This is a genomic window from Streptomyces sp. NPDC097107 (assembly GCF_044762405.1).
GTDB lineage: Bacteria > Actinomycetota > Actinomycetes > Streptomycetales > Streptomycetaceae > Streptomyces > Streptomyces thinghirensis.
In genome coordinates, this window is the sequence record NZ_JBIWEF010000006.1 from 152,448 (window position 1) to 167,654 (window position 15,207).

The 15,207-nt window shown below is 72.1% G+C and carries 15 protein-coding genes and 1 pseudogene; 6 read left to right on the top strand and 10 right to left on the bottom strand.

The window, feature by feature from the left end:
* Window positions 1–116 precede the first annotated feature (116 nt).
* On the top strand, window positions 117–1,730 hold the full coding sequence (locus ACIQ1J_RS16160; RefSeq protein WP_403557329.1) for an alpha/beta hydrolase: 1,614 nt from the start codon (window positions 117–119) through the stop codon (window positions 1,728–1,730).
* A gap of 74 nt (window positions 1,731–1,804) precedes the next feature.
* Here ACIQ1J_RS16160 and ACIQ1J_RS16165 read toward each other — a convergent pair whose 3' ends face one another.
* From ACIQ1J_RS16165 to proP, 3 genes are all read right to left on the bottom strand, one after another.
* Complete coding sequence (locus ACIQ1J_RS16165) at window positions 1,805–2,839, bottom strand: NAD-dependent epimerase/dehydratase family protein (RefSeq protein ID WP_403557330.1); 1,035 nt, start codon at window positions 2,837–2,839, stop codon at window positions 1,805–1,807.
* 273 nt (window positions 2,840–3,112) lie between these two features.
* A complete protein-coding gene (locus ACIQ1J_RS16170; protein WP_210959636.1) occupies window positions 3,113–3,835 on the bottom strand; it encodes a 1-acyl-sn-glycerol-3-phosphate acyltransferase in 723 nt (240 codons plus the stop codon).
* A gap of 195 nt (window positions 3,836–4,030) precedes the next feature.
* Window positions 4,031–5,545, bottom strand: coding sequence for a glycine betaine/L-proline transporter ProP (gene proP, locus ACIQ1J_RS16175; protein WP_403557331.1), 1,515 nt, complete (start codon window positions 5,543–5,545; stop codon window positions 4,031–4,033).
* Window positions 5,546–5,697: 152 nt separating this feature from the next.
* On the opposite strand from proP, the pseudogene ACIQ1J_RS16180 reads away from it, so the two are divergent.
* A pseudogene (locus tag ACIQ1J_RS16180) lies at window positions 5,698–6,148 on the top strand (RpiB/LacA/LacB family sugar-phosphate isomerase).
* A gap of 18 nt (window positions 6,149–6,166) precedes the next feature.
* On the opposite strand, the gene rocD reads toward ACIQ1J_RS16180, so the two are convergent.
* From rocD to ACIQ1J_RS16195, 3 genes are all read right to left on the bottom strand, one after another.
* A complete protein-coding gene (rocD, locus tag ACIQ1J_RS16185; protein ID WP_403557332.1) occupies window positions 6,167–7,387 on the bottom strand; it encodes an ornithine--oxo-acid transaminase in 1,221 nt (406 codons plus the stop codon).
* Window positions 7,384–8,223 (bottom strand): dimethylargininase, encoded by an 840-nt coding sequence (ddaH, locus tag ACIQ1J_RS16190; RefSeq protein ID WP_403557333.1) that lies wholly within the window; start codon window positions 8,221–8,223, stop codon window positions 7,384–7,386. The genes rocD and ddaH overlap by 4 nt, the downstream gene beginning before the upstream one ends.
* 126 nt (window positions 8,224–8,349) lie before the next feature.
* Window positions 8,350–8,877: an Lrp/AsnC family transcriptional regulator gene (locus ACIQ1J_RS16195; protein ID WP_403557334.1), complete on the bottom strand. Its 528-nt coding sequence runs from the start codon at window positions 8,875–8,877 to the stop codon at window positions 8,350–8,352.
* Window positions 8,878–8,954: 77 nt separating this feature from the next.
* Here ACIQ1J_RS16195 and ACIQ1J_RS16200 point away from each other — a divergent pair, with 77 nt between their 5' ends.
* From ACIQ1J_RS16200 to ACIQ1J_RS16215, 4 genes are read left to right on the top strand one after another with little or no spacing between them, the layout of a single operon-like run.
* Entirely contained in the window at window positions 8,955–9,713 is a 759-nt protein-coding gene (locus ACIQ1J_RS16200) for a LytTR family DNA-binding domain-containing protein (RefSeq protein WP_121750323.1), read from the top strand.
* A gap of 3 nt (window positions 9,714–9,716) precedes the next feature.
* Window positions 9,717–10,076 (top strand): hypothetical protein, encoded by a 360-nt coding sequence (locus tag ACIQ1J_RS16205; RefSeq protein WP_403557335.1) that lies wholly within the window; start codon window positions 9,717–9,719, stop codon window positions 10,074–10,076.
* Between the two features lie 28 nt (window positions 10,077–10,104).
* Window positions 10,105–11,868: a cation acetate symporter gene (locus tag ACIQ1J_RS16210; RefSeq protein ID WP_403557336.1), complete on the top strand. Its 1,764-nt coding sequence runs from the start codon at window positions 10,105–10,107 to the stop codon at window positions 11,866–11,868.
* Between the two features lie 8 nt (window positions 11,869–11,876).
* On the top strand, window positions 11,877–13,082 hold the full coding sequence (locus tag ACIQ1J_RS16215; protein ID WP_403557606.1) for a sensor histidine kinase: 1,206 nt from the start codon (window positions 11,877–11,879) through the stop codon (window positions 13,080–13,082).
* A gap of 24 nt (window positions 13,083–13,106) precedes the next feature.
* Here the strand turns inward: ACIQ1J_RS16215 and ACIQ1J_RS16220 are convergent, their stop codons facing one another.
* From ACIQ1J_RS16220 to ACIQ1J_RS16235, 4 genes are read right to left on the bottom strand one after another with little or no spacing between them, the layout of a single operon-like run.
* Complete coding sequence (locus tag ACIQ1J_RS16220; RefSeq protein ID WP_107291848.1) at window positions 13,107–13,277, bottom strand: hypothetical protein; 171 nt, start codon at window positions 13,275–13,277, stop codon at window positions 13,107–13,109.
* Window positions 13,208–13,849, bottom strand: a complete 642-nt coding sequence (locus ACIQ1J_RS16225) for a septum formation family protein (protein WP_403557337.1) — start codon at window positions 13,847–13,849, stop codon at window positions 13,208–13,210. The genes ACIQ1J_RS16220 and ACIQ1J_RS16225 overlap by 70 nt, the downstream gene beginning before the upstream one ends.
* The gene (locus ACIQ1J_RS16230) at window positions 13,849–14,055 is read right to left on the bottom strand and encodes a hypothetical protein (RefSeq protein WP_403557338.1); all 207 of its coding nucleotides are present in this window, start codon (window positions 14,053–14,055) and stop codon (window positions 13,849–13,851) included. Before ACIQ1J_RS16230 ends, ACIQ1J_RS16225 begins: the two co-directional genes overlap by 1 nt.
* Window positions 14,056–14,113: 58 nt before the next feature.
* Window positions 14,114–15,064 (bottom strand): cytochrome c oxidase assembly protein, encoded by a 951-nt coding sequence (locus tag ACIQ1J_RS16235; RefSeq protein ID WP_210959622.1) that lies wholly within the window; start codon window positions 15,062–15,064, stop codon window positions 14,114–14,116.
* Window positions 15,065–15,207 lie beyond the last annotated feature (143 nt).

Genomic DNA, 15,207 nt, shown 5'->3' on the forward strand with positions numbered 1-15,207 from the left:
CGAACATATCTCTCCGTTTATCGGATTGGCAAAGAAGTAGCACCGCCTCTGTTCTCAGGGAACGCACAGCCGCGAGGATCCCCGTACGTGTCGCGATCACTTACGGGGAGGGCCACTTGAGGAAGAGCAGACTGGGCCGGAGGACGGCGGCGTTCGGCACGGCCGGAGCGCTGGTCACCGCCACGCTGATGGCCGGCGCCGTCACGGCGCCGGCCGCGAGCGCCGCTCCGTCCACCGGCCACGGATACGCGAAGGGCTGGGACCGCGAGGCCCGCGGCGCCACCATCGCCGCGGCCCGCGCCGCACGGGCCGGCATCGACTGGCAGGACTGCCCCGCCGACTGGAACCTGCCCAAGCCGATCCAGTGCGGCTACGTCACGGTGCCGCTCGACTACGCCAAGCCCTTCGGCAAGCAGATCAGGATAGCCGTCGACCGCATAGGCAACACCGGCACCAAGGCCGAGCGCCAGGGCGCGCTCCTCTACAACCCCGGCGGCCCGGGCGGCTCCGGCCTGCGCTTCCCGGCCCGCGTCACCGGCAGGAGCGCGGTCTGGGCCGACGCGGCCGAGGCCTACGACTTCGTCGGCTTCGACCCGCGCGGCGTCGGCAAGTCCGCGCCCATCTCCTGCGTCGACCCGCAGGAGTTCGCCAAGGCACCCAAGACGGACCCCGTGCCCGGCTCCGAGGCCGACAAGCTCGCCCAGCGCAAGCTCGCCCGCGAGTACGCCGAGGGCTGCTACGAGCGCAGCGGCGAGATGCTTCCGCACATGACCACACCGAACACCGCGCGCGACCTCGACGTCATCCGCGCCGCGCTGGGCGAGAGGAAGCTCAACTTCCTCGGTGTCTCCTACGGCACCTACCTCGGCGCCGTCTACGGCACCCTCTTCCCGGACCACGTGCGCCGGATGGTCGTCGACAGCGTCGTCAACCCGTCCCGCGACAAGATCTGGTACCAGGCCAACCTGGACCAGGACGTCGCCTTCGAGCAGCGGTGGCAGGACTGGCAGGACTGGGTCGCGAAGAACGACGCCGCCTTCCACCTCGGCGACACCCGCGCCGAGGTCCAGGACCAGTGGCTCACGCTGCGCGCCGCCGCCGCGAAGGAACCACTCGGCGGGGTCGTCGGCCCGGCCGAGCTGATCTCCTTCTTCCAGAGCGCCCCGTACTACGACTCCGCCTGGGTGCCGGTCGCGACCGTCTTCAGCAAGTACGTCGCCGGTGACACCCAGGCCCTCGTCGACGCGGCCGCCCCCGACCCGTCCGACACCGCGGGCAACGCCTCCGCGGAGAACGGCAACGCCGTCTACACCGCCGTGGAGTGCGCCGACGCCAAGTGGCCCACCGACTGGCGCACCTGGGACCGGGACAACACCCGGCTGCACCGCGACCACCCGTTCATGACCTGGGCCAACGCCTGGATGAACCTGCCGTGCGCCACCTGGCCGGTCAAGCAGCGGACCCCGGTGAACGTGAAGAGCGGCAAGGGTCTTCCGCCGGTGCTGATCGTCCAGTCCGAACGGGACGCGGCCACCCCGTACGCGGGCGCCGTCGAACTGCACCAGCGGTTCAAGGGCTCGCGTCTGATCACCGAGCGGGACGCCGGTTCGCACGGCGTCACCGGCATCGTCAACCCGTGTATCAACGAGCGGGTGGACACCTACCTGCTCACCGGCAAGGTGGACGCCCGGGACGTGACCTGCGCCCCGCACGCCACACCCAAGCCGTAACGGCACCGGGTACACCGGGTACGAGGAGGGGGCGGCCGGTCCTGCCGGCCGCCCCCTCGGGCGTCCCGGCGCCCTCAGCCCTGCCGCGCCGTCAGCCAGGTGTCCTCCGCCGCGTAGTCGAAGAGGTCGCCGTACGCCCGGAACATCTTCGGGTACGCCTCCCGCCAGTCCCGGCCGGCCAGCCGCTGCTCGAGGAAGGCGACCGTGTCCGGCAGGGTCTCGGCGTACCGGACCACCGGGCGGTAGCCCAACTGCCGTTCCGCCGCCGACATGTCGCACACGACGGGCACGGGCACCGACCACGGCGTGTCGCCCACGCGGTCCGCGGGCGGCGGACCGTCCACCAGCACGTCCTCGGCCTCGACGCCCATCACCGCGTCGATCGCCGCCGCGATCTCCGCCACCGCCGGCGCGTCCGGGTCGACCGCGTTCAGGACGCGCGTACCCGGCCGTGGGGCGGCCAGCCGGATCAGCTCGGCGAGGTTGTGCACGCTCGCCGGGTGGAAACGGCTCGCACCGCCGTACGCGAGGACGCGCCGACGCCTGCCGTCGAGGTTGCGCTTGACGAAGTACAGCTCGCGCGGGGTCCGGCAGTGCGGCCCGTGGATCGCGCCCGCGCGCAGCAGTGTGACGGGCAACCGGTCGCCCACCGCGAGGAGTTCCCGCTCCAGCGCGGCCTTGCGGGTGGAGTACGAGGTGTCGCCCGGGCGGACCGTGCGCTGCTCCTCGGTGAGCGGCACCGGGTAGTGGGGGAAGCCGTCGGGTTCGGCCTGCGTGTCGAAGTTGCGGCCCTTGCCGTCCTCGTAGACCGACAGGCTGGAGATCACCACCGCCGAGCCGACCCGTCCGGCCAGCCCGACCAGCTGCCGCGCGTGCCCCTCCCCGTAGGCCACCATGTCCACCAGGACGTCACAGCCGTCACCCACCGCCGCCGACAGGGCCGCGTCGTCCTCCCGGTCGGCCCGCACCACGCATACGTCCTCGGGCCAGCCCCCGTCCCGCTCGCCGCCCCGCGAGACGGCCGTCACCTCCCAGCCGTCGCGGGCCAGTGCCCCCACCGCCACCCGACCGATCTGTCCCGTCGCTCCGACCACCACAGCACGTGTCATACGACGACCGTAGGCGCCCGCCCGGCCACCCGGCCACGCCCTTCTGCCGACGGCAGACGAGGGGAACCCCGACGGCGGGCAACGGCCCCCAGGGGATGTCGTGCGGTTCTTGCCGGGGTCGCGGGGTCCGGCATGCGCATCTGCGGCGTCGTCGTCCGTTGCCAGGGCTCCGCCCTGTCGCCCTCCTCCGCCTCGCGACTGCACGCACCAGACCCCGCTCGGCTCGGTGGCGAGGCACCGTTGCCCGCAGCCGGCCTGATCCGAACGACACCCCTAGCGGTGTGGCAGCCGGGGGAACCTCGGGCCCTTCGCCGCCTTCGCCGCCTCCTCCGCCTTCACGTCGGCCGCGTACCGGTCGACGTACTCCTGGCCGGACAGCGTCAGGACCGCGTACATGATCTCGTCGGTGACGGCGCGCAGCACGGCCTTCTCCCGTTCCAGGCCGGCGTAGCGGGAGAAGTCCAGGGGCTCGCCGAAGCGGATCACCACGGGGTGCAGCTTCGGGATCTTGCGGCCCGGCGGCTGCGCCTCGAAGGTGCCGATCATCGCGCAGGGCACGACCGGCACCCCGGCTCTGAGCGCCATCACGGCGACGCCGACCTTGCCCTTGTACAGCCGGCCGTCGTGCGAGCGCGTGCCCTCCGGGTAGATGCCGAGCAGCTCGTCCTTGCCCAGCACGCCCAGCCCCTCGCGGATCGCGGCCTGCCCCGCCTCCTTGCCGGTGCGGTCGACGGGGATCTGCCCGGCACTGCGGAAGAAGAACGCGGTCAGCCGGCCCTTGAGGCCCGGCCCGGTGAAGTACTCGGCCTTGGCGAGGAAGGTGATGCGGCGCCTGAGCACCGCGGGCATCAGGAAGTGGTCCGAGAACGAGAGGTGGTTGCCCGCGACGATGGCCGCCCCCGACGCCGGCACGTGGTCCAGGCCCTCGATGCGGGGGCGGAAGACGACTCTCAGCAGCGGGCCCAGCAGTACGTACTTGAGCACGTAGTAGAACACGGTGTGTCTCCCGCTCTCCCGGTAGGCAAGGCACGGCTCCGCGCCGGACGTCCGCGTCCGGTGATCGATCGTAGCCCGGACCGTGCCGGTTGGAGCGGGGCCGGTTCGGCCGCTCTTCGGCCGGCTCGCTCGACGCGGTGACGTCGGCCGGGCGGTGGGGGTGCGAGCCGGACCCACCGCCCCACCGACGCGCCGTCAGAACTTCGGCGTGGGGGCCTGCGACTCGACCAGCTCCGCCGCCTCCTCCTGGCTCTGTACCGAGGGCGGGGAGCCCTCGAGGGGCTGCTGGGCGGTCTCCTTCATGCAGGCCACCGCCACGACCCCGACCAGGGCCGCGGCCATGGCGTAGTAGGCGGGCATCATGTCGGAGCCGGTCACGCTGATCAGGGCGGTGATGACCAGCGGCGTGGTACCGCCGAACAGGGATGCCGACAGGTTGTAGCCGACCGAGAGGGAGCCGTACCGGACGTTGGTCGGGAACATCGCCGGGAGCGCCGCCGACATCGTGCCGAGCAGGCAGACCAGGGAGAGACCGAGCATCAGCATGCCGGCCGAGACGGCGAGCAGACTGCCGTCCTGCACCAGCACGAAGGCCGGGGCGGACAGCACGAAGAAGCTGATCATGCCGGTCATGAGGAGGGGCTTGCGGCCGAAGCGGTCGGACAGGCGGCCGACCTGGTTGATGATCAGCATGAGCAGCACCATGGTGGCCACCAGGATCATCAGACCGTGGCTCTCGCTGTAGTGCAGCTCGTCCGAGAGATACGTGGGCATGTACGACAGCAGCATGTAGTCGGTGATGTTGTACGCGCCGACGAGCGCGATGCACAGCACCAGCGAGCGCCAGTGCGTGCGGAAGATCTTGGCCAGGTCGCCCCGCGCGGTGGTCTCCACCGCGGTCGCCGCCTCCGAGATGTGGACGTTGGAGTCCTCCAGCTTCAGGAACGCGGGAGTGTCGTCCAGCCTCAGCCGCAGATAGATACCGACGATGCCGAGCGGCGCCGCGGCCAGGAACGGGATGCGCCAGCCCCAGGCGTCCATGGTGTCGCTGCCGAGCCAGGTCGTGAGGCCGGTGACCAGGCTCGCGGCGCCCGTGTATCCGGCCAGCGTGCCCAGCTCCAGGAAGCTGCCGAAGAAACCGCGCCGCTTGTCGGGCGCGTACTCGGCGATGAACGTGGACGCACCGCCGTACTCGCCACCGGTCGAGAAGCCCTGGAGCAGGCGGAACAGGATCAGCAGGACGGGAGCCCAGAAGCCGATGGAGTCGTAACTGGGGATGAGCCCGATGGCGGCGGTGCCGATCGCCATGAGGATCATCGTCAGCGCGAGCACCTTCTTGCGGCCGACCTTGTCACCCATCGGACCGAAGACCATGCCGCCCAGCGGGCGCACCAGGAACGCCACGGCGAACGTGGCGAAAGAGGAGAGCAGCTGCGCGGTGTCACTCCCGGACGGGAAGAACACGCGGCCGATGGTGCCGGCCAGATAGGCGTAGATGCCGAAGTCGAACCACTCCATGGCATTGCCCAGGGAGGCGGCCTTCACCGCTCTCTTGACCGCGGCCTCGTCCGTGACGGTGATGTCCGACCGGCGCAGGCGGGGGTTCTGCCGACGCTTGATCGCCCGGAAGAGGGCCGGGTGGCGGCGGATCGCCGCGGCGTCGGATTCTTGGCCGTTCTCGGTGGGGGACGTGGCGGACTCCCTTTCCACGGGCAGTCGCTCCCGGCGGAGGGCTGCTCGGTCGTACGTTTCTCAGGTCGTACCGTTCCCCCGATCATCCTGGGTATGGTCGTGACTTCAGTCATGTGGTTGAGCCGATGAGGTGAGCGGCGCGCGGACGGGCGCGTGAGTCCGCTTCGCCCATGCGTATCTCCGCCTCCTCCGCCATGGCCGAACCCGTCGCCCGCCTCCTCGTCGAGGAGCTGCGCGGACGGGGCCACGAGGTGCCGGCGCACGGCGCGCCGCGGCCCGGGGCGGACCGGCGGTGGGCGGTGCGCCCGGAGCGGGCGGCGCGCGAGGTCGCCGACGGCACGGCCGACCGGGCGGTGGTGTGCCGCTGGACCCGAACAGGCGCGTCGGTCGCCGCCAACAAGGCGCCGGAGTACGGGCCGCCCTGCGCGCCGACGCGTAAACGGAGGACGGCGCCCGCCGCCGGAACGACGCCGACGTGCTCGCGATCGGCCTGCGGCTGACGTCGGCGCCGCTGCGGGAGATCCTCGACGCCTGGTCCGCGGCGCGCCCGGCGGGGACGCCGAGGACCGGGACAACGCGACGCACGTGGAGCGGCTCGACCGGGGCCGAGTCGCTCCGTGACGGCGCCTGGCACGGGGGTCAGGACGTCAGGACCTTCTCCAGCGTCCCGAGCGCCCTTGCCAGCTCCTCACCCGTGACGGTCAGCGGCGGCGCCAGGCGGATCGTGGAGCCGTGCGTGTCCTTGACGAGGATGCCCTCGCGCATCAGACGCTCGCTGACCTCGCGGCCCGTGCCGAGCGCCGGGTCGACGTCGACGCCCGCCCACAGCCCGCGCGCGCGGAAACCGACGACGCCCTTGCCGACCAGGGCGGTCAGGCCCTCGCGCAGCACCGCTCCCAGTTCGGTCGCCCGGCGCTGGAACTCGCCCGTCTCCAGCAGCTCCACCACCGCGGTGCCGACCGCGGCCGCCAGCGGGTTGCCGCCGAACGTCGAGCCGTGCTCGCCCGGGCGCAGCACACCGAGCACCTCCCGCCTGCCGACCACCGCCGACACCGGGACGATGCCGCCGCCCAGCGCCTTGCCGAGCAGCACCACGTCCGGCACGACCGACTCGTGCTCGACGGCGAGGGTGCGCCCCGTGCGGCCGAGACCCGACTGGATCTCGTCGGCGATGAAGAGGCACCCGGACCGGCGGGTCAGCTCCCGCACGCCGGCCAGATAGCCGTCGTCCGGGATCAGCACGCCCGCCTCGCCCTGGATCGGCTCGATCAGCACGGCCGCCGTCGTCTCGTCGACCGCCGCCTCCATGGCCGCCAGGTCGTTGTACGGGACGACCCGGAAGCCGGGCGTGAAGGGGCCGAAGCCGGAGCGGGCCGTCTCGTCCGTGGAGAAGCTCACGATCGTCGTCGTGCGGCCGTGGAAGTTGTCCGCCGCGACGACGATCGTCGCCCGGTCGGCCGGGACGCCCTTCACGTCGTAGGCCCACTTGCGGGCCACCTTGATCCCGCTCTCCACCGCCTCCGCGCCGGTGTTCATCGGCAGCACCATGTCCGTGCCGGTCAGCGCGGCCAGCCGCTCGGCGAAGGACGCGAGCCGGTCGTTGTGGAAGGCGCGGGAGGTGAGGGTCAGCCGGTCCAGCTGGCGGTGGGCGGCGTCGACCAGCGCCGGGTGGCGGTGGCCGAAGTTGAGCGCCGAGTAGCCGGCCAGCATGTCCAGATAGCGGCGGCCCTCCACGTCCTCGACCCAGGCGCCCTCGGCGCGGGCCACGACCACGGGCAGCGGGTGGTAGTTGTGCGCGAGGACGGGCTCCTCCGCGCGGATCAGTTCCTCGGAGCCGCGGTCGCGGGCGGGTGCGGTCATGAGCGGATCTCCCGGATCTCCTGGGTGCAGCACTTGATGCCGCCACCCGCCTTGTGGAACTCGGACAGGTCGACGGGGACGGGGACGTAGCCGAGGCCGGCGAGCTGGTCGGCGAGTTGCCGGGCCCCGGGCGAGATGAACACGTGCCGTCCGTCGCAGACGGAGTTGAGCCCGAACGCCATGGCGTCCCCGCGGGTGGCGATCACCGCGTCCGGATAGAGCCGCTCCAGCACCTCACGGCTGCCGGGCGAGAAGGCCCCGGGGTAGTAGGCCACGTTCCCGGCAGCCTCGTTGCTGCCGTCGTCGAGCACGAACAGGGCCGTGTCCAGATGGTAGAAGTACGGATCCACGAGCGTCAGCGAGATCACCGGCACGCCGAAGAACTCCTGCACCTCGCGATGCGCCTCACGGGTCGTACGGAATCCCGTGCCGGCCAGGATCCAGCGGCCGGCCGGGACCAGGTCGCCCTCGCCCTCGCAGACCGCCCCGGAGTGCTGGACCTCGAAACCCTCCGTCTTGAACCACGCCTCGTAGGGCACGGACTCGGGACGGCGCTCGGGCGCGTGGAAGTGGGAGCCGAAGACCCGGCCCTCGACGACGACCGCGCAGTTCGCGGCGAAGACCATGTCGGGCAGGCCCGGGACCGCCCCGACCGCGTCGACGGTGTGGCCGTGGGCGCGGTAGGTGTCGACCAGTGCCTGCCACTGGTCCAGGGCGCGGATGACGTCGACCGGTCGGCCGGTGCTCATCCACGGGTTGATCGCGTACTGCACGGCGAAGTGTCTGGGTTCGCAGACCAAGAAGCGCCGCCGGCACGGCACACGTGACTCGGGCACAGAGGGGTTCCTCCGCTTCCTTACGGGTTGTGACTGAGGGATGACACCACGGTAGAAAGCGAAGGAGACGGACGACAAGCGACAAGAGCTGCGTGTTGGCGCAGCATCACTGCGTCCTGAGCCAGGTCAGCGCACGTCTGCTGCGCCCTTGGCCGGGCCGGGTGCCCCGCCTTCGGGCGCCGGAAGACTCGCACCGGCCTCCGGAGCGTCCTGGATCAGATGGGACAGCACCATCACACTGATCGTCTTCCGGATGAACGGCTCGGCCCGGATCCGCTCCAGCACCTCCTCGAAGTGCTCCACGTCCCGCGCCCGCACATGCAGCAACGCGTCCGCCCCACCGGTCACCGTCATCGCCGCCGTGATCTCCGGGTAGCCGCGCGCGACCTCCGCCAGCCGCCTCGGCGGCGCCGCACCCTCGCAGTACACCTCCACGTACGCCTCGGTGCGCCAGCCCAGCGCGGACGGGCGCACCGTCGCGGTGAACCCGGTGATCACCCCGGTCTCGCGCAGCCGGTCCACCCGCCGCTTGACCGCCGTCGAGGACAGCCCGACCTCCGCGCCGATCTCCGCGAAGGACGTCCTGGCGTTCGCCATCAGGGCGGTGACGATCTTCCGGTCGAGTTCGTCGAACGGCGTGGGCCTGCTGTTCATGACGGCACTGTATCCAGCGGATACGTCCGCGACGGGAACGTGTGCAGGCGTACGGATTGCTCCTACACTCCAGCCTCATGCTGCGCGCCCTTGCTGTCGACGACGAACGCCCCACGCTCGAGGAACTCGTGTATCTGCTGAACGCCGACCCCCGCATCGGTACGGCGGAGGGCGCGGGCGACGCGACCGAGGCGCTGCGCCGCATCAACCGCGCCCTGGAGTCGGGCCCCGACGGGCCGGACGCCATCGACGTCGTCTTCCTCGACATCCAGATGCCGGGTCTGGACGGACTCGACCTGGCCCGGCTGCTGAGCGGGTTCGCCCGGCCGCCGCTGGTCGTCTTCGTCACCGCGCACGAGGACTTCGCCGTGCAGGCCTTCGACCTCAAGGCCGTCGACTACGTCCTCAAACCCGTCCGCCGGGAACGGCTCGCCGAGGCGGTCCGCCGCGCCGCCGAACGCCGGGGCACCACCACCCCCGCTCCCCGCATACCCGTGCACGAACCGGACCCCGACCACATCACCGTGGAACTCGGCGGCGTCACCCGCTTCGTCCCCGTCGAGGACATCACCCACGTCGAGGCCCAGGGCGACTACGCCCGCCTGCACACCGACCGGGGCAGCCACCTCGTGCGCATCCCCCTGTCCACCCTGGAGGAGCGCTGGCGCGCCCGCGGTTTCGTCCGTATCCACCGCCGGCACCTCGTCGCCCTGCGCCACATCGGCGAACTCCGCCTGGACGCGGGCACCGTCAGCGTCCTGGTCGGCACCGAGGAACTCCAGGTCAGCCGGCGCCACGCCCGTGAACTGCGGGACCTGCTCATGCGGAGGCCGTGAGTCGTGCCCCAGGCCCCCACCGAACGCCGCGTCACCGTCACCGGCCCGCCCAGGCGGACCCGGCGGGCCTCCGGCTACTACCGCCCGCGCACCGAGATCGACGAGCAGACCACCCTCGGGCACACCTACGTCCGCTCCCTCATGCGCAGCCAGCTGCGCGCCGGCCTCACGGCCTTCGCGGTCCTCGGACTCCTCGTCGGGCCGCTGCCGCTGCTGTTCGCGGCGATGCCCGACGCCCGCCGCCTGGAATGGGCCGTCCTCGGCTTCGGCCTGTACGCCCCGCTGGTCCTCCTCGCCCGCTGGTACGTGCGCCGCGCCGAACGCAACGAACGCGACTTCGTCCGCCTCGTCGAGGACCGATGACCTTGTCCGGCGAGGCAGTGAAGGCACCGTGAACTCCAGCTACGCCATACCCGCCGTCGCCCTCGTGGTGGTCGCCACCGTCCTCGTCGGCGCCTTCGGCCTGCGCATCTCGCGCACCACCTCCGACTTCTACGTCGCCTCCCGCACCGTCGGCCCCCGCCTGAACGCCGCCGCCATCAGCGGGGAGTACCTCTCCGCCGCGTCCTTCCTCGGCATCGCGGGCCTGGTCCTGGTCCAGGGCCCCGACATGCTCTGGTACCCCGTCGGCTACACCGCCGGCTACCTGGTCCTGCTGCTCTTCGTCGCCGCCCCGCTGCGCCGCTCCGGCGCCTACACGCTGCCCGACTTCGCCGAGGCCCGGCTCGCCTCCCAGGCGGTACGGCGGCTCGCGGGGGCCTTCGTCGTCGGCGTCGGCTGGCTGTACCTGCTGCCCCAGCTCCAGGGCGCCGGGCTGACCCTGACCGTGCTGAGCGGGGCGCCCGACTGGCTGGGCGGGGTGATCGTCGCCGTCGTCGTCACCGCGATCGTCGCCGCCGGCGGCATGCGCAGCATCACCTTCGTCCAGGCCTTCCAGTACTGGCTGAAACTCACCGCCCTGCTCGTCCCCGCCCTCTTCCTGTTGCTGGCATGGCAGGGCGACGGCGCCCCCGGCCGCCCCTTCGACGAACCCGCCACCTTCCGCGAGCAGCGCTCCGTCCGGGTCGACGACAGCCTCACCCTCAAGCTCGACCGTCCGCTGACCGTCACCGTCGACGGCACCGTGGACGGACGCACCCACGACGACGCCCGGCTCAGCCTGCCCGCCGGCACCCATCACATCGAGTCCGGCACCCGGCTCACCTTCGCCAAGGACACCCCGGTCCCGGCCGCCGGACGCGGCGCCGACGACGCCCTGTCGCCCTCCCGGGCCGAGAGCCGCACCGAGCGCCCGCTGTACGCAACGTACGGACTGATCCTCGCCACCTTCCTCGGCACCATGGGCCTGCCGCACGTCGTGGTCCGCTTCTACACCAGCCCGCACGGCGTCGCCGCCCGCCGCACCACCGTCGCCGTGCTCGGTCTGATCGGCGCCTTCTACCTGCTGCCGCCCGTCTACGGCGCCCTCGGCCGTCTGTACGCCCCCGAACTGACCCTCACCGGCGACGCCGACGCGGCGGTCCTGCTGCTGCCCGACCGGGTGATCGGGGGAGTGGGCGGCGACCTGCTCGGCGCCCTGGTGGCGGGCGGTGCCTTCGCCGCGTTCCTGTCGACCGCGTCCGGGCTGACCATGGCCGTCGCGGGCGTCCTCACCCAGGACGTGCTGCCGTCCCGCGCCGTCCCGCACTTCCGGCTCGGCACCGTCCTCGCCATGGCCGTACCGCTGGCGGCGAGCGCGCTGGTCGGCGGGCTGCCGGTCGCCGACGCCGTCGGCCTCGCCTTCGCCGTGTCCGCCTCCTCCTTCTGCCCGCTGCTCGTCCTCGGCATCTGGTGGCGGCGGCTGACCCCGCCCGGCGCGGCGGCCGGAATGCTGGTGGGCGGCGGCTCCGCCCTGCTCGCGGTCGCCGCCACCATGGGCGGCTTCCCTGGCGGGGGCGGCGCGCTGCACGCGCTGCTGGCCTGGCCGGCGCTCTGGTCGGTGCCGCTGGGCTTCCTCACCATGGTGCTGGTCTCCCTGGCCACCCCGGGCCGGGTACCGGCCGGGACGGCGGCGATCCTGGCCCGCTTCCACCTGCCGGAAGAACTGCGCACGGAGGACCTGCGCGGAGACGAACCGCGCGCCGCGGAGGACCTGCGCAAGGAGGCGGCCCCGTGAGCGGCTCCATGGGCGGTTTCCTCGCGGGCCTGGCCGTCGCCGTGCTGCCCCTGCTGGCCGCGGGCTTCTGGCTGGGCCGCCGCACGGCCCGGCCGCAGAACCTCGGCGGCCTCGGCACCCCGGTCGAACACGCCACCTTCCAGACCCTGCACACCGCCTCCCTGGCCACACCCCCGCTGCGCGGGGGCCTGACCGAGGAGACCGCCGGCAAGTCGGCCCGGAAGCTGCGCTCCCTGCTCGGCACGGACGCGCTGTGCCTGACCGACCTCAAGGAGGTCCTGGTCTGGGACGGCGTGGGCGCCCACCACCGCTCGGAGATCATGGAACGCCTCGCCGGCCCCCTGGAGACCGGCCGCGGCGAGGCCTTCCCGCTCACCTGCGACACCCCCGACTGCGCGGTGCGCTGGGCGGTCGTCGCCCCGCTCACCGTCGACGACCGGGTGCACGGCGCCCTCGTCGCCTGCGCGCCCCGCGAGTCCGCCGTCCTGGTCCGGGCCGCGGGCGAGGTCGCCCGCTGGGTCTCCGTCCAACTGGAGCTGGCCGACCTCGACCAGTCCCGCACCCGGCTCATCGAGGCCGAGATCAAGGCACTGCGCGCCCAGATCTCCCCGCACTTCATCTTCAACTCGCTCGCGGTCATCGCCTCGTTCGTGCGCACCGACCCCGAGCGCGCCCGTGAGCTGCTCCTGGAGTTCGCCGACTTCACCCGCTACTCGTTCCGGCGGCACGGCGACTTCACCACCCTCGCCGACGAACTGCACGCCATCGACCACTACCTGGCACTGGTGCGGGCCCGCTTCGGCGACCGCCTCGCCGTCACCCTCCAGGTGGCCCCCGAGGTGCTGCCGGTCGCGCTGCCCTTCCTGTGCCTCCAGCCGCTCGTCGAGAACGCCGTCAAGCACGGCCTGGAGGGCAAGTCCGACCGGTGCCGCATCCAGATCACCGCGCAGGACGCGGGCGCCGAGGCCCTGGTCGTCATCGAGGACGACGGCGCCGGAATGGACCCCGGTCTGCTGCGCCGCATCCTCGCGCGCGAGGTCAGCCCGTCGGGCGGAATCGGGTTGTCCAACGTCGACGACCGGCTCCGCCAGGTCTACGGAGACGACCACGGCCTGGTCATCGAGACGGCCGTCGGCGCGGGCATGAGGATCACGGTCCGGCTGCCGAAGTACCAGCCGGGCGTGCACTCGGCGGGCCGGCTCGGCCGCGAGTGAGTCGTGGTGCGCCCCGCGTGGGGCTCAGGCGCTGCGCGTGGCCACCATCCCCAGGGTGATCAGGCCCAGCACGACCCAGCCGAACCACAGCCAGCCGTTGCTCCCTAGCGCCACCGTGTAGGCCGTCACCGCGACCAGGCCGCCGATGGTGAGCGCCCCCATCGTCTTCGTGGAACTGTCCGTGGAACCGGGCATCGCAACACCCTCCTCATGGTCCGTTCCCCTCCATGGTGCCCCCGGTTCTGCCTCCCTACGGTGCGGACGGCGAGATGTGCGCCGGATTTCCAGGTCCCCGCCGACGTCCGGGAGCCGGCCCTGTACACGGAGGGGTCGAAGCCGTAGTCCCGCGGCGGCACCTTCCGCGCACACGCGCGGTCCGCCGCCGCGGGCGCCTCGGCGAGAGAGACGTCGGAGGCCAATCGGGTGAACCCGAGCACCTGGGCGTCGTACCGGCCCGCGCAGGACACCAGCCGGACCTCCCGCCCGGAGCGCACGTCCAGGCAGTCCCGGCGCTGCATGGTCGCGGTGTCCGCGAACACCGAACCCGGCTCGCGATGCCGCGCGAGCGGCCCGTACACCGGCCCGTGCGCCCCCAGCACCAGGCAGGCGGTGCGCCTCCGGGCGGTCTCGAATCCGCCGTCGGCCGGCACCACCGCCACACCGCGCACCCCGGCCAGCCGGCCCCGGACCTCCCTGGTCCGCTCCTCGCACCGCGCCGGCCCCAGCTCGCGGGCCACCTCGGCGGAGGAGGCGGGCACGGACGCCATCACCCGGCCGTCGGGCGCCCCGCCCCGGCACCCCGGGATGGTCGCGGCCGTGGCAGGTCCCGGGTCCCGGGGCGTACGGCCTTCAGCGCCACCTCGCGGCCCAGCCGCTGATCGTGCGCGAGCCACACCCGGTCCGACCCGCCGTCGCCGAGCGGGCACAGCAGCAGATGGCGGCCGGCGACGACCCGGCCCACGTGACGTGTCATACCGCTCCCCCCGGGCGGTTCCCCCGACGCGCCACATGCAACTGAACGGAGCCGCCGATCAGCCGCCGCGTGTGTTCAGTGAGGCCAGATAGGCGTTGTACGCCTGAAGTTCCTTGTCACCGTCGCGGTCGGCGGCCCGGTCGCTGCGCCGGGCCTGCCGCTCCTCCGAGGCGTACCACTGGAACAGCAGCGCGAGCAGCACCAGCACGGACGGGACCTCACTGAAGGCCCAGGCGATGCCGCCCGCCGCGTTCTGGTCGGAGAGCGCGTCGATGCCGAGCGACGCGGACGGGTTCTTGAACGTCTCGACCATGGGCGAGGACGCCATCATCAGCGCGATGCCGAAGAACGCGTGGAACGGCATGCCCGCGAACAGCTCCAGCATCCGCATCAGATAGCCCGGCCGGTGCGGGCCCGGGTCGACGCCCATGATCGGCCAGAAGAACACCAGCCCGACGGCGAGGAAGTGCACCATCATTCCGATGTGTCCGACCTTGGACCCCATCAGGAAGTCGAAGAGGGGAGTGAAGTACAGCCCGTACAGGCTCGCGATGAACAGCGGGATGGTGAACGCGGGGTGCGTGACGATCCGCATGTAGCGGCTGTGCAGCAGCATCAGCAGCAGCTCGCGGGGCCCCTTGCTGCCACGGGCCGCCGGGGGCAGCGCGCGCAGGGTCAGCGTGATCGGCGCGCCGAGCAGCAGCAGGATGGGCGACACCATGCTGATCATCATGTGCTGCACCATGTGCACGCTGAACATGACCATGCCGTAGTCGTTGAGCTTGGTGCACATCATCAGCCCGATGCTCAGCACACCGACGACGAAGGACACGGTCCGGCCCACCGGCCACTTGTCACCGCGCCGGGTCAGCCTGACGACGCCCCACCCGTACAGCGCCAGTCCCAGGAGACAGGCGATCAGGAAGAAGGGATCCGCCGACCACGCGAGACCTCGCCCCAGCGTGAACGGCGGCAGATCCATCGTCATGCCGTGCCCGCTGTGATCCATCCGCCGGCTCCTGTTTCGTGGGGGTTGAGCGCGATTGAGCGCCGTCTGTCCGAAGCAAGACTAGAACCGCCCCCGGCCACTGTTGTGACCGGGGGCGGCGAAGCGCCCCGTAGGGGGCGCGAGGAACTGCGCGATGAACCAGG

Excerpts from the sequence above, each read along its gene's own strand:
- ACIQ1J_RS16165 (WP_403557330.1), bottom strand. The coding sequence starts at position 2,839 with ATGACACGTGCTGTGGTGGTCGGAGCGACGGGACAGATCGGTCGGGTG.
- rocD (WP_403557332.1), bottom strand. The coding sequence starts at position 7,387 with ATGACCGCACCCGCCCGCGACCGCGGCTCCGAGGAACTGATCCGCGCG.
- ACIQ1J_RS16195 (WP_403557334.1), bottom strand. The coding sequence starts at position 8,877 with ATGAACAGCAGGCCCACGCCGTTCGACGAACTCGACCGGAAGATCGTC.
- ACIQ1J_RS16200 (WP_121750323.1), top strand. The coding sequence starts at position 8,955 with ATGCTGCGCGCCCTTGCTGTCGACGACGAACGCCCCACGCTCGAGGAA.
- ACIQ1J_RS16215 (WP_403557606.1), top strand. The coding sequence starts at position 11,877 with ATGGGCGGTTTCCTCGCGGGCCTGGCCGTCGCCGTGCTGCCCCTGCTG.
- ACIQ1J_RS16220 (WP_107291848.1), bottom strand. The coding sequence starts at position 13,277 with ATGCCCGGTTCCACGGACAGTTCCACGAAGACGATGGGGGCGCTCACC.
- ACIQ1J_RS16225 (WP_403557337.1), bottom strand. The coding sequence starts at position 13,849 with ATGGCGTCCGTGCCCGCCTCCTCCGCCGAGGTGGCCCGCGAGCTGGGG.
- ACIQ1J_RS16230 (WP_403557338.1), bottom strand. The coding sequence starts at position 14,055 with ATGACACGTCACGTGGGCCGGGTCGTCGCCGGCCGCCATCTGCTGCTG.
- ACIQ1J_RS16235 (WP_210959622.1), bottom strand. The coding sequence starts at position 15,064 with ATGGATCACAGCGGGCACGGCATGACGATGGATCTGCCGCCGTTCACG.